This is a genomic window from Parabacteroides sp. 20_3 (genome assembly GCF_964238835.1).
GTDB lineage: Bacteria > Bacteroidota > Bacteroidia > Bacteroidales > Tannerellaceae > Parabacteroides > Parabacteroides distasonis.
On record NZ_CAXSNO010000004.1, the window covers coordinates 312,371 to 328,928 of the forward strand.

Sequence of the window (16,558 nt, forward strand, 5' to 3'; positions counted from 1 at the left end):
CCATTACATCATATCACATACGGAAGGCTTGATCTTCATTCCTTTCTTATGTTTCTCACCGGCCTCGATCAGTAATTTCACGATCTCCGGATGCTTATCCGCCTGATTGAATCGCTCTGAGATATCTGTCTCCACGTTATACAACAAGGGTTCTGCCGGAGTCTCGATCTTACAGGTACGCAGATATTGGTCCTTGATCGTCTTAAAATAATACTTCCACTCCCCTTTACGGATCGCCATCAACTCGCTTCCCCACCAATAATAAACTTCATCACGGGCGGAATGCTTTTCCTCAAACAATAATCCGGTTTGATTCACGCCATCCAATACAAGATCTTTCGGTTGCTCGATACCCGCCATCGAGAGGAAAGTCGGATATAAATCCATCGAGGTCATAATCTCATCGTTGATCGCCGGATTGATTTTTCCCGGCATCCAACAAATGGCCGGAACCCGGAAGCCACCTTCCCACCAAGTACCCTTGCCATCCTTCAACGGACCTGCGGAACCACCATTCTCATGCTCCGTCAGCCAAGGGCCGTTATCGCTGGTAAAAATAACAAACGTATTCTCGTCCAAGCCATTCTCACGCAGAGCCTTCAACACTTCACCAACGCTCCAGTCTATTTCCTCAACCACATCTCCGTACAGGCCTCGTTTGCTCGTTCCCTCGAAACGGGCATTCGTGTACAATGGGATATGCGGGAAGGTATGAGCGAAATAAAGGAAGAAAGGCTCCTTTGAATGATCCTTGATGAACGATACCGCTTTCTCCGTATAGCGACGGGTTAATTCTCCCTGATCCGGTTCCGATTCGATTTGCTTACCATCCAATATCAATGGAGTCGGAGGAAAATTCCGGGCATGCGCGCCTTTATTCTGAACAGGGCTCATATCATTGGAATAAGGTATGCCGAAATAGGTATCAAAGCCATGATCCGTCGGTAAATAGGGAGAGAACGCTCCTAAATGCCATTTGCCTACACAGCCGGTCGCATACCCGCTTTGTTGTAAAACCTTGGCGATCGTGACCTCATCTTGTCCTAACCCAGCCTTTGAGTTAGGGAAAAGTACGGCTACCCGATCTCCATATAATCCATTTCGAACCGGCAAACGTCCGGTCATTAACGCAGCCCGACTTGGCGTAGAAACTCCGGCCCCCACATAAAACTGGGTCAGCTTCATTCCTTCACAAGCCATACGGTCTATATTCGGTGTGCGGATCGTGGGATTCCCATAGCAACTCAAATCCCCATATCCCATATCGTCACAGAATATGATTACAAAATTAGGCTTATTGGCCGCATCCGAGGCAGCGTTCAAGCTCAAGCTGTTCGATAATACCGCCGCTGTTAAAACAGACAATGATTTCAGTGTTTTCATATACGTATCTTTTTATTTAAGTAAACGGGGAAAAGGTTCATCTATGATACCGGCAGGACGCTGGTTCCGGCCTTCATATCCCCAATCTCCCATATCACTACGAACCTGTTTGATCCATTGATTCATCTTCGTTACTACTTCGGGATGTTTATCGATGACATTGGTTGTTTCCGACAAATCATTCGCCAAATTATATAAACGAGCCTCACCGACTTCCGTATCCGGGAAGTGAGGGCCTTTGATACGTTCCTTCAAAGGTAAATGATACTTCCAGTTTCCCCAACGTACCGCCTGTAATTGTTGTTTCTGGTAATAATAGAAAGTCTCCGTGGGCGATGCCATCGATTCTCCCTCCAAGATTCCAGACACATTATGCCCATCTATCACCCGGTCGGAAGGAACCGCATAACCGCAATAATGCGCCAATGTCGGTAAGAAATCCATCGAAGTCACCAGATTATCAGTCTCCTGTCCCGCCGGTATTTTAGCGGGCCATCTCATTATACAAGGCACCCTGAATCCACCTTCATACGTCGTACCCTTTTGGCCTCTCAACGGACGGTTCGTACCACCGAAGTGTTCATCCGCACCATTATCGGAAGTAAAGATAATCAAGGTATTTTGATCCAATCCTTCCTCCTTTAAAGTCTCAAGCAAGACTCCCATCGACCAATCCAATTCCTCGGTCGCATCTCCATAGAGTCCGTTCTGAGACTTTCCCTTGAAAGCGGGAGAAGCCGCTAACGGATTATGAGTCATATTATGGCACAAATAAATAAAGAACGGTGATTCCTTATGAGACTTTATAAACTCCACAGTCTTATTGGTATAACGAATCGTCAAGGAATCATGACCGACAGGAGCCACTATTACCTCCTCCTGTTCCATCAAGGGTAACGGACAATACGGACGATCCATATCGTTACTATAAGGAATACCATAATAGTAGTCGAAACCCTGCCGGGTAGGAAGAAATGGCAATTGATCCCCTAGATGCCATTTCCCGATACAAGCCGTCGCATACCCCTGCTCCTTCATCAACTCGGCGATCGTTATCTCACCGGGATTCAAGCCTTTATGCGAAGCTGGAAATAGCACTTGCCTCCCTTTGGACATCAAAGGTGTAGGGTCCGCATTTACATGCATGGAGACTCGCCTTGGATAACACCCTGTCAATAAAGCCGATCTGGAAGGTGTACTCACGCTCGAACCCACATAAAAATCGGTCAGTCGTATTCCCTCTTTAGCCATCTGGTCGATATGGGGAGTACGATGCTTCGTACTCCCGTAACAACCTAAATCCCCATATCCGAAATCATCGATAAATACGATGATCACATTTGGCCTTTCCGCCGCTTGAGTAGCCACGGCCGCTCCGGAAAGGGCTAATACCGGTATCAATTTAGATATAAATTTCATTTCATCCTTCTTTTAGTTGAACATTACCAACCTGGGTTCTGATCCAAATTCGGATTCAAAGAGCGCTCGCTATCAGGAATAGGCAGTAAATCGTAATATTCCAGATATCCATTCGGGAACTTCGTCTCGATCACGCTTCCTTCATGATCTTTTATAATCATAGGATAAAGCGTCTTCCCGATTTTCCAACGTTTCACGTCTGACCAATAACGACCTTCCAACGCCAACTCAATCCGTCTCTCATGCCTTACTTTCTCACGAGCCTCCTCACGGCTCATAGATGTCGGCAGCAAAGAGATCTTAACGTCATCCCTTTCCGTACGGATCCGGTTGAGGATAGCGATCGCATCCGCTACACTTCCATTCGTCTCTATAATCGCCTCCGCTTTTGACAATAAGACATCCGCATATCTCAGTATGATATCATTGATATAAGACTGCCCGGAAGGAGGAAGCTTTGACTCATCCTGAATCCGATATTTACGGGTACTTAAATGTTTCAACCGATTACCTGCATGATTAAACGCACCTCCCGGATACAGGTAATTAGGGAAACGATAGCCCAAGAAATAAGAACCCGGAAGTACAGCCGTGAAACCTAAACGAGGATCCCGGTTCTCATAAGGATTCTCGGGATCTACAGGAGAGCCGTCGATCGTCTCATAAGCCGCTACCAAATCATCCGTAGGGACATAACGGCTTCCACGGGTCCAACTTCCGGTACCCGTTCCGCAATACTGGTCAATATAGGAACCTTGCGAATTCTCGCCTTCAATATATTGGATATCAAACAAGACTTCCTTATTGTTCTCATTAGCCGGATCAAACAAGCCCTCATAACTATGGAATAGACCATATTTCTTCAACGCATCAATTTGCTCGACACAAGACAGAACCTCCTTGTATTTACCTTGGTATAAGTAGGCTCGCATTTTCATACCTAAAGCCGCCCCCTTGGTAGCACGCCCCGGCTCGGGAGCATCCACTCCCAAATTGGTGATCGCAACCTCATAATCATCCAACGCCTGTTGCCAAGTCTCCTCCAAACTCGCCCGCTTCAAGCTACGAGCTTCTTCCGTGGAAATGTCCGTCAATATAATAGGTACCCCACCATAGGTTTCCGCTAGCACGGAATAAGCCAGTCCCCGTAGAAAATGAGTCTCACCTGAATATTTGGCTTTCGCTTCTTCCGATAAATCCACTAAATCCATACAGGCCAACAAATAGTTTGCCCGGGAGATTATCTCGTAACATCTTTTCCAACGATACGTTACGACTCCTCCGTCACTAGAGCTCAACCGCCCGGCACCCAACTTATTAAAAACCTCATCCGTTCCCCAGTTAAATGCGTTAGGGGTAGCTCCATCCGTTATGCCAAAGCCAAACAAGCCTTGATTATAAACCTCTTTTTCCCTCAATTGAGCATAGACACCATTTAAAAGGAGTTTGATATCCGATTCATTTTCCGGGAAACTCGCCGAAGTAATCTTATCCTCAGGATACAAATCCAAATAATTCTCCATACATCCCGTGAAAGAGACACATAGTATAATTGATAAGCAATATGCTAATAACTGTTTCATACTTTTAGAAATTAAGATTTATACCAAATGTAAATATTCTCGGAGTCGGGTAATAATTGGTACCCGAATCAAACGTATTTCTTTCCGGATCATATCCTTCATACCCTTTTTTCCACATAATCGTAAACAGGTTCTGGGCATTCGCATATACATACAACCGTTGCATTTTTAGCTTTGAGGTAATCCATTCAGGGAACGCATAACCTAATTGTAAGTTCTTCAATTTCAAGAAATCGATACGATGCACCCAAAATGAGGAGTCATACGTGTCCCATGAAGAGTCAAACCGAAGCATCGGTATATTTGAGTCCGGATTCTCTGGGCTCCACGCATCCCGCCATTTATCAGAAATAGTCAGCCATTCGTATTGCATACGGGTCATGCCGCTCTTCGTAAACGCATTCGCCTGTCCCAAACCTTGGAATAAGATATTTAAGTCAAACCCTTTATAGCGTAAGCCGGCAGTAAGTCCATACGTAATTTTAGGAATCGTATTACCAAGTACTTGTTTATCTTGATAGTCTAATTTTCCATCGTTATTAACATCCTCGTATTTCAGATTTCCCATTTCCGGCTTAAGCCCATTGCTATGCATATGTTGAGCGGCTTCTTCGTCCGATTGATAGATGCCAACCGCTTTATAGCCATACAAAGCCTTATACGGATATCCCTCACGAATCAAATAAAGCTGGTCCGGAGAGTTTCCTCCTTGAAATTTCGTTACTTTATTATCGATATACGTAAAGTTTAGTCCTACGTTAAATCCAAGGCGATCTCTGCTCGTCTCAAGATTATCATAATTCACGACTAACTCAAAACCATTATTTTTCATTTCGCCCACATTCTCAAACGGTGCGGTCTTATCCCCTAATACGTTTGGTATTGGCAATTGAACGATAATATCGGTTGTCTTTTTATTGAAGTAATCAGCTTCAATATTCAACTTATTACCTAAGAAGCCCAAATCCACGCCAATATCCAAGGAAGAGGTAGTTTCCCAAGTAATATCCTCATCCACCAAAGCGGTTACCGCAGCACCCGGTGCCAACGAACCTCCATAATTATAACTCAAGTCATAATTTTGGGAGATCACTGTTAAATAAGGCCAATATCCTTCAATGGTTTGATTACCTAATTGTCCCCACGACGCACGTAGTTTCAAATTAGAAAACAGATTCAGGTTCTTAATAAACGCCTCTTCACTCAAACGCCATCCTGCAGAGAAGCCCGGAAAAACACCCCAGCGGTTTCCCCGTTTAAAACGAGAGGAGGCATCGGCACGGAGATTCATCTCAAATAAATATTTATCCGCAAAGGCATAATTCAATCGACCAAAATAAGATGCCATGCGTAGACCTTCAAAATTTCCCTCTCCCTTGATACCTTCCGTTCCCGCATCCACTTGGGTTAATCCTTCTTTGGGAGGGTTGGTTCTTCGGGCAAATACGTTCTTTATACTGTAATTCTCCAATTGGGTACCAAGGATAGCGGCAACATAATGCTTATCCGCAAATCGCTTGCTATAGTTTAATGTCGCTTGGAAATTATTACGCATGGTCGATACTTGCTCTCTACTCAACACAATACCATCACGATTGTAATTTTTCGGTATCGTCTCTATGCCAGAATCCGTATATCCATAAAGGGTCTCATTATATTTATCAACCATTTTCCAATTGCCATTAGAGGCCCATGTTACTTGTAAGTTCAAGTCTTTCGTAAAATCCACGGTAGCGAAAGCATTTACAGCCATATAATCCTTGGATGTTTTAGTCGCCCCGTTCGAAGCGTCTATAACCGGCTGATAAGTCGTATACAATAAAGTACCATCATCCTTAATCGCCTCTACCGAACCGAAACGGCCATCCCGGGTATATGGAGCGATGAAAGGAGCCGCGCCTTGTTGCTGTTCGAATACACGGAACAAATCAAAAGGCTCTTGGGAATTCCTACGAGTATAATTCAAACGAGCGCCAACTCTCAACCATGAATTCACTTTATACTCCACATTTGCCCGGATACCGAACCGCTCCGCCTTAGAGTTCATCAAAATACCTTCCTGACTCAAATAGTTCAAAGACAAGAAGGAAGATAGTTTCTCCGATCCACCGCGAATCGACAAATTATGCCCTGTTATTAAAGCATTCCGATAAAGAGAATCATACCAATCCGTATTCGGATATTTATAAGGATCTGTTCCGTTTGCGAAATTAGAGATCAATGTTTCCGAGAAAAGAGGGTTCTCTCCCCCATTCACCAAAGCTTGATTCGCCATAGTCATATGCTCGGCGCTATTCGTCACTAAATCAAAATGACGTCCGATCTGCTGCATTCCGACGTAAGAGTTCAACTCTACTTGGGTTTTCTCATTATTCTTTCCCATCTTCGTCGTAACCAAAACGACACCGTTAGCGGCCTTTGATCCGTAAATAGCCGCACTAGCCGCATCCTTCAAGACTGTGATACTTTCGATATCACTTGGGTTTACTTGGCTGAATACCCCTTCTACTCCGTCAATAATCACCAACGGGTCCGAATTATTCAATGTACCCCAGCCACGAATTCTCAATTGCGCTCCATCATCTCCCGGCTTACCCGAATTCTGGCTGATCCACACGCCGGAAACCTTTCCGGAAAGTGCTTGAGAAGCATCTGTGATCGGACGGTTCGCCAATTCCTCATCAAATTTGACTGAAGAAACAGAACCCGTCAAATTCACCTTCTTCTGGGTTCCATAACCAACAACCACAACCTCTTCCAAAGCCTGTGTATCCTCCCTTAAACGTACATTCAATGAAGTCTGTCCCGCAATAGCGACAGTTGTTGGCATAAAGCCGATATAAGAAAATTGAAGTGTCGCATTATCCGATACCTCCAAAATAAATTTACCATCAAAGTCTGTTATCGTACCATTTGTAGTACCTTTCTCCACAACATTCGCTCCAATGATAGGTTCCCCTTTTGAATCGACAACAACACCCGTTATTTTTTTGGCTTGCTGGGTGACCGCATTCGCTATAGTTTTTTCAAATAAGTAGATCTTTCCATTTTTAACTTCATAACTTAATGACGTGCCCTCCGTTATTTTATCCAATACATTTGTCAATTCTGCATTCGTAAAATTAACGCTCACTCTCCGATTCAAATCTACGATTTGTTTGCTATACGCAACACTCAACCCGGTTTGGTGGGTGATGGTAGCTAAAACTTTCTCCACTTTCGCATTGTCCAGCACAATAGAAACCCGCTGAGCCGAGGCGGTAGCCGTGAAACTCAGCAAGGATATGACTAAAAATAGAAAGGTTAACTTCATGGCATTCGGTATTTTCTCAATTAATATTAAAAGGCACCTACGCCGAGGGCTTTCTTGCTTTTCTTTCATATATTTGTATTGATTTTAATAGTTGGTATTAGAAATTTATTTTTAATACGACCGGCAGCCGAAAAGGGTAGGAGCTTTTCGGCTGTTCTTATGTTATCTATTTATGAGGAATCCATACGCATATCTATTTTAAGGTTAACACTCTGTTTCCTGCTCTCCTATCAAATAGACACACGACAAATCTAAAAGGATGAGTCGTTATAGCTAATTTTTTTATTTTTTCATCCGGACTTCTATCTTGCCCCCTTTTTCCTCGAATAGTACAGGCGTGATTTTCTCTAACTCTTTTAGTACCGTGGTTAAATTCGTACTATCCGTCGTAATCGTATATGTATATTTCAACGCTATGGAGTCTTTTATCTCAAAAGACACACCATAAGTCCTAGCTATTGTTTTCATCACTTCAGGCAAAGGCGCACTTTTAAATACCAATACATTCCGCCTCCATGCGGAATATAACTTGACATCATGTGAACGGACAACCTCGCAACGGTCCGATAGCTTATCGTAAACCGCTTTCTCACCGGGACGCAATTGATACGACTTGAATGATTTAGATTTTAGCTCGATCGATCCGGTCTCTAAGGCAATAAATATAGCGTCTTCCTCCGGATAGGCCTTTACGTCAAAAGTGGTACCCAAAACCTTAATATCCATATAGGAAAGATCTACGACAAACGGCCTGTTCTTATTTTTCGCGACCTCAAACCAAGCTTCCCCTTCCAGATAGACCTTCCGTTCGTAAAGACCAAACTTTTTCGGATACCGTATCCGGCTCCCTGAATTTAGATGCACCTTGCTCCCATCTTGAAAAAGCACTTGCATGCGCTCACCATTAGGGACATAAACCTCATCGTATCCATCATCCGCCAATAAATCCACTTGTGAGTTAATACGCATGAAAAGACCGATAAACAAGGCCACCGGTATCAAAATGGCTGCCGCATACGCAATAAGACGGCGTATACGCTGGCGATGAAGCTGGCGCACGATCCGCTGATACATCACGGCCGATGGCACCGGATGGTCGATCCACTCCTCCTCCTGCCCCATGTGAATGGCTTTCTCATCCATATCCATACGCTTAGCAAGCCAAGCTTGCCCCTCTGGTGTCTTGAACCAGCGAACCACCTCACGGGCTTCCTCGGGAGTCGCCTCATTATCCAGCGTTTTTTCTATAATTGACTGATCCGGTATTCTCATATATATCTTCCTTTTTTAATTGACACGCCAAACGATCAATAGGATGAGTTCCACAAATATAAAAGAAATAAAAATAACCGTTCAAAATGTGTCCGAAGTATTTTTATCGCTTGGGCATAATGAGTTTTAACGGTTGGCACCGAGATACTCATCTTATCGGCGATTTCCTGATTCGATAGATTTCCTTTCAACTTATATAAGCAGACTTGCCGTTTTTGCTCGGGTAAGTGTTCGATCGCTTGGTAGAAATGTTCCATCATATCCTTCTCTTCAATCTTGGCCAACAACTCATCCTCATATTCCGGCGAAGATTGCACGATCTCATAGTTTTTCTCTAACGCGCTATTATTATTCCGGATCTCATTCAACACATGGTTTTTCAGCATCGTATAGAGATAGTTCCGCAAGTTTACGTTTATCATCAATAAGGAATGCGACTCCCACAGCCTCAAGAATACTTGCTGCACGGCATCTTCCGCGGCGAATGAATTTTTCAGGTATTTATACGCTAATACGTACAGTAATTTATGATACCGCTCATAAATAACCGTGAACGCATCCTCACTTCCCTCTCTCAATGCGGAAAGCAGATCTTCATCACTTCGTATGGATTTCTGGAAAAAAGACATCACCCTATATTACATACGACTCGCTATTCAATAACCATTCTGCCTCTTTTTTCATGACATCCGGTATTGGCGTGACAGAACCTTCGCTGATCGACCGTATAAATTCCGGATACTCTCTGCGATAGACCTCAAGCATACGGTTCGCGAAGACGAACATCATCGTATATTGTATATTCGCCAACCGGTCGCACATCTTTATGAACGACGCAAATCTCGTATCCCGTATCCCCTTATAATAGGTCTCATTGGCACGTTCTTTCCTGTTGCGCCCTTTCTCATTAGTCAAGGCATATACGATTTCCGGAACTTGCTCTTCCAGCTTCCGTTTGATCTCTTCCGGCAGTACCAAACTCCCTACTCGAAAATCATCGATAAATTTCACGATATCATTGTAAGTCATCCGTGCGTCTTCTATCGTGTCATGCAGATAGGCACTCCCATACAATACCAAGATGTCCGCCTCACTTTCCGCGACCAAATATCCATACCGTGATACGAACGAGGCCACCATTTTCAAATGGAAACCATAGGGTAATACGTGGTCGTATTTCTGGTTTACGTCATCGTGTATCTGGAACGCAGCTTTCTCCAAACAGCTGATCCAAGGATAATAACGTTCTACAATAGAGATAAATAACTGTTTTTCCATTCTTTTCGGTACTTAAGATTAATCTTTGCGCACGGCAATATTAACAATTAATTAAATAAGGCTCACCACAAAAGTAGTTATTTATTCAAATATTCAAAGAAACCACCTTCATAACAAAGGCAACCACACCCAAAGCAATGAAGTTAACTCATTTAGACAGGGTTAAATCGAGTGAAACATACGACTTCCTTTCTTTATTATGGATACAATTATTATATTTGCAATAAAATGTATTTATAGTATGGAGACAATCGCAATGATGAACCCTTTTGTCGTGGGTAGATATGTATCAGACAAATATTTTTGTGACCGCAAAGAAGAGACAAAGCTCTTGAGTAAACAAATTAAGAACGGACGTAATGTCGCGTTGATTTCTCCACGCCGTTTGGGTAAGACCGGATTGATCCAGCATCTTTTTCATCAAGAATCGATAGAAAAAAATTATCATGCGTTCTTTGTGGATATTTATGCCACTACTTCATTAACAGAGTTCGTATATCTATTAGGAAAAGCCATCTATGACGAATTGAAGCCAAAGAAAACGGTTTGGACGGAACGGTTCTTTCAAATCATAACCTCATTGCGTGCGGGTTTTAAACTGGATATGGTAACCGGAGAACCTAGTTTTGATATTGGGCTAGGAGACATTCAAGCACCACAAACAACGCTTGATGAGATCTTCGCTTATCTAGAGACCGCAGATAAACCATGTATCGTGGCGATCGATGAGTTCCAACAAATTGGCGGCTATGAGGAGAAAAATGTAGAAGCGTTGTTGCGAACTAAGATTCAACAAAGCAAGCAGACTATGTTTATCTTCTCCGGCAGTAAACGCCATTTGATGAGTAATATGTTTAATTCCTCTTCCAAGCCTTTTTATCAAAGCGCTATTAGTATAGGACTTGAGCCAATACCCATTCATATCTATGTGGAGTTCGCCAACCGGCTTTTTGAGCAAAGGGGAAAGCTTATTGACAAATCCGTAATAGAAGAAGTTTATCGGATGTTCGATGGCTATACTTGGTTTGTGCAAATGATAATGAACGAACTTTTCGCATTGACCGAAGAGGGTGAGCGTTGTAGTATGGATAAGATAGAAATAGCCCGCAAGAATGTGATTCTAACACAAGAAAGTAGTTACAAGGATCTACTTGCCAATCTTGCTCCCAAACAAAAACTTGTTTTACAAGCTATCGCCAAAGAGGGCAGAGCAGAAGGTCTCACGTCATCAGCATTTATCAAAAAATACAAGCTACCCTCAGCCAGTTCTGTACAATCTGCGGTCAAACCTCTGTTGAAAAATGATTTGATAACACAGGAAGATGGCTTTTATAGGGTATATGACTACTTTTTTGCGGATTGGATGGCTAAAATATATTGACTCTCTTGTATGTAAATGTCAGAAAATAAGCAAATCTTAGTAGGCACTATCCGTTACTGAAGTAAATAATTTACGACTTGAAATGTAAATTCCTTATGCGGTGAAAAATCGGACAGAAAAAGTAAGTAAACTTACCTTATGACTGAAAATGAATTATTTAGACAACATACTTAATCGCTCGCAAAAGGCTTCTCAAGTGGTTAGTTATTCACTTCCCAAGCCGTAAGCTAGCGGCTAGGTATAGCCGCTAGTTATTCACTCGACAAGCCGTTAGTTATTCACTTCAGAAGCCTATTACACCCTGCAAAACAGATAAAATTAGGGAGGATATCTATCACAAACATCCTCCCCTTTTATTGACAACACTTATGACAACATTCCAATGATAAGTGTTATTAGATAATTAGATTGTTAAACAAAAAGCTCAAAACATGATACCGATACCCAAGCACCCTTCAAACATCTTAAAACTGTTTGTTTGCATACCTAAAGATATAGCTAAGTTATTAATCCGATAAATTCCTCCTACCTCGGCCTCTAGTCCGGAATACGAGATTTTCTTGTTCTTCACCCAAATATCTTCGACTGTTTGCCAAGCCACATTCTTATACCCATACCCCGCACCTACATACAAATAAAGAGGGGTCAATACACGCTGCAGCAGACCTCCTGTTATCGCCAAACGACTATATTGTTTATTGCCATTATACCAATAAGTATCCACAGTATTTTTATCGACCTCTTTTTCAGACGAGATAGAACCGAAATCCGATTTCACCTTAATGTAACCTCCTGTCTTTTTAACAATACCAATCATTATCCCGTAAGACAAACGAGAAGAGCCATAACTTAGATTTGGCATGACCAAGGTTCTCAGTTTATTATTTTTATCTTCCACAAGCTTCACCACAAGCTCATATACTTCTTGCTTCCCGATTGATTGTGGAAACTCATAACGTATGACCCCATATTTCTCATGTTTGATGGTAAGACGACGGCTTTTTTCGGTCATATATACAACCACTTCTCCTTTCCTATAAACCGGATCTCCAATGGTGTTTCCCTCAAACTGGAAATCCTCGCCAGTAGTGACCACCTTTATGATCGAACAAGGATTATCGTTCAAATCCAAACGAGGTTGCGTACGTGCCTCTAAATCACGCCCCAGTTTCTGGAAAGATTTAACTTGGATCTCTTGGGCTAAAACGCTAACGTGTATTCCTACAAGAAAAAATATGTATATTACAATGCTTCTCATATAACAGCTTTTTTATAGATCTAAAATAGAAGGTTTAAGCTTTTTTCCATTTCTTAGCAAACTATTAAACGTTTTAGTTCTTACAACCTCATTTATTGATATAATACTTTTTGTAGATAGTCCATTTGGACTAACAAAACACTCGAAAGGATCGACATCTCGAAGCCCTCTAATAAAAACACTTCCTGCTTTAAATCCATTGGAGTTATCATTTTTATTGATTAGATAAATCGTACTATTTGATAAAATAGCATTATAAGTACCTGTTAGCAAAAAAGAAGGTCCTTCACTTTTTATTTCATTAGGAGTCTCTAAAATATCAACTCCATTAATATTATCTTCCGCTTCAAAAACAACCTTACCATTTACACAATATTGCTCTTCATAGGCACCATTATTTGGCATAGCAATAATATATGGAGTATTCGCATTTAAAGAAGTCACATTTTCAAATCCTTTTTTAGTCAAAGCACGTAACCAAAAAGGTTTGGCGTTCTTTATTTCACTATTGAATGGAGCTAAAATCCTACCATCTTCATGTATTACTTTTTGTACATTAAACGGTAATACTATAGTTTCCCAACCGGCTGACTCTCCTTGTCCTGTTATTTGTTTAAATTCATGTGTATACATTATCTTTTTAGCTTTAAACTTTTTAGGGCAATAAAATGGCTTAGCCTCATCTGCCGTAAGAACTATTTTTTCCGCAACACCATTGTAAACTATATTATTCCATTTAGCAGGCACCTTAACATCTTTACTTAAATAAACAATACAATTTGGCGACATTCTATCATCAAACATATCTGATATAATATCCATTGAACTATCCCAAAATACATATCGCATAGTAGTCGATTCAAAGGCATATGTACCTACGCTTACTACAGAAGCAGGAACTTTGATATATTCTAGCTTTGTATCATTGAAGGCACCTCCACCAATATTTTTAACCGTACTTGGAATTATGACTGATGAGATTGGACAGGCAAAAAAAGCATCAGAGCCTATGCTTTCCAAACCTTCGGGTAGTGAGATTGATTCTAATTTAGAACATCCCCGGAAAGCGCTACTCTCTATTTCAACTAAAGACTTAGGCAACGTCACAGATATCAAGCTTTCACATCCTTGAAATGTATCAGAAGGAATGGACTTAAGATCAGCTAAAAAAGTTATAGACCTCAGATTTGGACAATATGTAAATACATGCCCTCCCATACTCGTGACATTCTCTGGTATTTCCATAGAAGTAATCTTGCTAGCTATAAATCCTCCTTGATCAATTGATGTTACGCTCTTAGGTATAACTATTTTCTCACAAGGGGAAGATTCAAACAGATTTCTTGTAATTTTATTATTCTCAGTACTTTGAGGATCACTTGAAGACCAAGAGTAAATACCATATTTTTCTCCTCCCGCAACAATATCCGCATTTTCTAAATTTAGCACTTTCAAATTGTTCATCGATCGAATACAATTTATATCTGTTCCATTTATTGGTCCAACAATAGTCAGTTCCTTTATAGAGGTGACATCGGTTACTCTTTCCGATAAAGTTCCAGCATTCTCCAATGTTACGTTTTGAATACTAGCACCCCCTTCCTTTAAAGACATTACAACATCCGACTTTTTAGCCTCATATATCAATAGATCCTCTTGTTGACAAGAATACTGTATTAACATTAGAACCAAACTACTTAATAGCAGCCAATTACTACATTTATAATTTGCTTTCATCTTTATATAATTTAATTTTTATCAGGATTATCATTATCATTTATATTAGGAGAACCATCACCAACATCCATTTTTACAACATCACTATATACCGTACCAGCTACACTTGTCGCATAAACACGTATATAATAAATCGTAGATTGCTTCAAATTTGTGATCTGCCCATTTAACCTATTACCAGATAAACCCGTATTTATTTTCGAATCAATAACGCTAGGAATAGTATTAACCGTACTATAACAAACCCCACATTCCGTTATTTCTGATTCACTTGTTACAGTAGCCCTCACCGTAGCGACATTTCCTTCTCTCGTTATATTCACATCTGATACAACTGGCAATCCCATCGTTACTGTCTTTACTGTTGCTATGGCGCTATACACCTCTTTATCCTTTTCTCCGAGGACATAAACACAAACATAATATTGTGTATTTGGCTTCAAACCTGAGATTGTTGCACTTTCAGAACTAAATTCAAGCACACTAACATTCTCTCCATCTAATTTCGGAGATTGGTTTGTCGAACTATATAAGAACATACGTTTCTTGATAGATCCACTACTAGAAATCGTAACATGAGCGGCAAAACTTGTTTTCTCTACGTTCGTAAATGTTATCGCACCTATAACAGGAGTAGGATCCGCACTTGTCTCTAATGTTTCTATTGGACCATAAGACACCTCCTTTCCTGTCTCAACAAAAGCCCGTACAAAATATTTCTTATTTGGAGATAGACCTGTTATTGTTGCTTTCAAATAGTCTCCCTCTATATCCGTAACTTCTAAGATTGTTGCGTTTTTAAGTTCCGGAGCTCCTGAGTTACTATAACAAAAACCTTTTCTCAATATATTGTCACTTCCTTGTTTAACCTTTGATTGAACATCCGCTGAAATGTCTGTCACATTACTAATCTCTACAGTTTCACATATTGGCTTAATATACTCTTTAGTCACAAACTCAATTCTCTCACCATAAGCTGCTTTTGAACCATTTTTCGCATAAGCTCGTACATAATATTTAGTTTTATCAACTAAGCCTGTCAATTTATACGTAAAATCTTTTTTATCTTTTACAGGTACAAATTTATCCACATCTTTTACAGGATCCTTATCCACAGTCGTATAACAGAATCCCATCTCTTTAATTTCAGAAGAACCACTATTCTCCAACGAGCCACTCAATATAGCCCAATCAGAACCTAAAGCCTCAGTCCCTACTTTATTCGTGAGCACCACCGGAGCCTCAAATCCTTCAGTTGTAAACTCAAGAGTATCTCCATTTATAGTTCCATCTTTATTTGTCGCAAATGGATAAATATAATACATAGTACCTGGAGATAATTTATCGATTGTAACTTGAAAAGATTCAACAGAGACTAATTTAGGTTCAAACTTCTCATCCTCTTGCTTTTTATAAAAGAAACCACACTGAGTAATATTAGACCCTCCATTATCCAATATACCGCAAGAAGCCGATAAACTATATTCTCCTACCGAAAGTATTTTCATCTCACCCAATAATGGCTTAGATGTGGTCAATGTGGTGAAAGAAGAAGTTTGGGTTTTCATCATATTTGTTCCATTACTGACATACATGCAATAATAGTATTGTTTGCCCGGCTCTAAATCCGTTAATGTCTTTTTAAAAGATTTTCCCACAGAAAAACTTTCATCTTTTATAGGAAAAGGCATAGTCGCAGGATCATCGGGAATTAACTCTTTAGAAAGTGAACATAAAAAACCAAAAACACTAACATTACCACCAATACTACCATTAATCATACCTTCTACCACAGCCCCTTTTCTAGAAGGTATAGGATCACTAAAAGTCCCTTCTATTGACGTCCATTGCGGACTTTCCTCATCTTTACATGAAACTAAACACAGACAAGACAATGACACAAAAAGAAAAAATATTTGATTTATCTTTCTCAT

The 16,558-nt window shown here is 40.8% G+C and carries 11 protein-coding genes; 1 reads left to right on the top strand and 10 read right to left on the bottom strand.

Annotated elements, in window-relative coordinates; genetic code table 11:
* Window positions 1–3 precede the first annotated feature (3 nt).
* The 7 genes from ACESPU_RS10465 to ACESPU_RS10495 all read right to left on the bottom strand — a co-directional run bounded on the left by ACESPU_RS10465 (window position 4) and on the right by ACESPU_RS10495 (window position 10,248).
* Entirely contained in the window at window positions 4–1,383 is a 1,380-nt protein-coding gene (locus ACESPU_RS10465) for a sulfatase (protein ID WP_217772307.1), read from the bottom strand.
* Between the two features lie 12 nt (window positions 1,384–1,395).
* Window positions 1,396–2,802 (bottom strand): sulfatase, encoded by a 1,407-nt coding sequence (locus tag ACESPU_RS10470; protein WP_196008693.1) that lies wholly within the window; start codon window positions 2,800–2,802, stop codon window positions 1,396–1,398.
* A gap of 23 nt (window positions 2,803–2,825) precedes the next feature.
* Window positions 2,826–4,385: a RagB/SusD family nutrient uptake outer membrane protein gene (locus ACESPU_RS10475; protein ID WP_008773708.1), complete on the bottom strand. Its 1,560-nt coding sequence runs from the start codon at window positions 4,383–4,385 to the stop codon at window positions 2,826–2,828.
* Window positions 4,386–4,389: 4 nt separating this feature from the next.
* Window positions 4,390–7,767: a TonB-dependent receptor gene (locus ACESPU_RS10480; protein WP_057328166.1), complete on the bottom strand. Its 3,378-nt coding sequence runs from the start codon at window positions 7,765–7,767 to the stop codon at window positions 4,390–4,392.
* Window positions 7,768–7,980: 213 nt separating this feature from the next.
* Window positions 7,981–8,970 carry a FecR family protein gene (locus ACESPU_RS10485; RefSeq protein ID WP_373133351.1) on the bottom strand — a complete coding sequence of 330 codons (990 nt, stop codon included), beginning with the start codon at window positions 8,968–8,970 and terminating at the stop codon, window positions 7,981–7,983.
* Between the two features lie 35 nt (window positions 8,971–9,005).
* On the bottom strand, window positions 9,006–9,599 hold the full coding sequence (locus ACESPU_RS10490) for an RNA polymerase sigma factor (protein ID WP_034532049.1): 594 nt from the start codon (window positions 9,597–9,599) through the stop codon (window positions 9,006–9,008).
* A gap of 4 nt (window positions 9,600–9,603) precedes the next feature.
* Window positions 9,604–10,248: an HD domain-containing protein gene (locus ACESPU_RS10495; protein WP_122378518.1), complete on the bottom strand. Its 645-nt coding sequence runs from the start codon at window positions 10,246–10,248 to the stop codon at window positions 9,604–9,606.
* A gap of 241 nt (window positions 10,249–10,489) precedes the next feature.
* Here ACESPU_RS10495 and ACESPU_RS10500 point away from each other — a divergent pair, with 241 nt between their 5' ends.
* The gene (locus tag ACESPU_RS10500; protein WP_122378550.1) at window positions 10,490–11,629 is read left to right on the top strand and encodes an ATP-binding protein; all 1,140 of its coding nucleotides are present in this window, start codon (window positions 10,490–10,492) and stop codon (window positions 11,627–11,629) included.
* Window positions 11,630–12,053: 424 nt separating this feature from the next.
* Here the strand turns inward: ACESPU_RS10500 and ACESPU_RS10505 are convergent, their stop codons facing one another.
* Genes ACESPU_RS10505 through ACESPU_RS10515 form a run of 3 tightly spaced genes read right to left on the bottom strand, consistent with a single transcriptional unit; the run spans window position 12,054 to window position 16,558 of the window.
* Window positions 12,054–12,887, bottom strand: a complete 834-nt coding sequence (locus ACESPU_RS10505) for a hypothetical protein (RefSeq protein WP_008773714.1) — start codon at window positions 12,885–12,887, stop codon at window positions 12,054–12,056.
* Window positions 12,888–12,899: 12 nt separating this feature from the next.
* A complete protein-coding gene (locus ACESPU_RS10510; RefSeq protein WP_122378519.1) occupies window positions 12,900–14,624 on the bottom strand; it encodes a leucine-rich repeat domain-containing protein in 1,725 nt (574 codons plus the stop codon).
* Window positions 14,625–14,635: 11 nt separating this feature from the next.
* Window positions 14,636–16,558 carry a hypothetical protein gene (locus ACESPU_RS10515; RefSeq protein ID WP_034532050.1) on the bottom strand — a complete coding sequence of 641 codons (1,923 nt, stop codon included), beginning with the start codon at window positions 16,556–16,558 and terminating at the stop codon, window positions 14,636–14,638.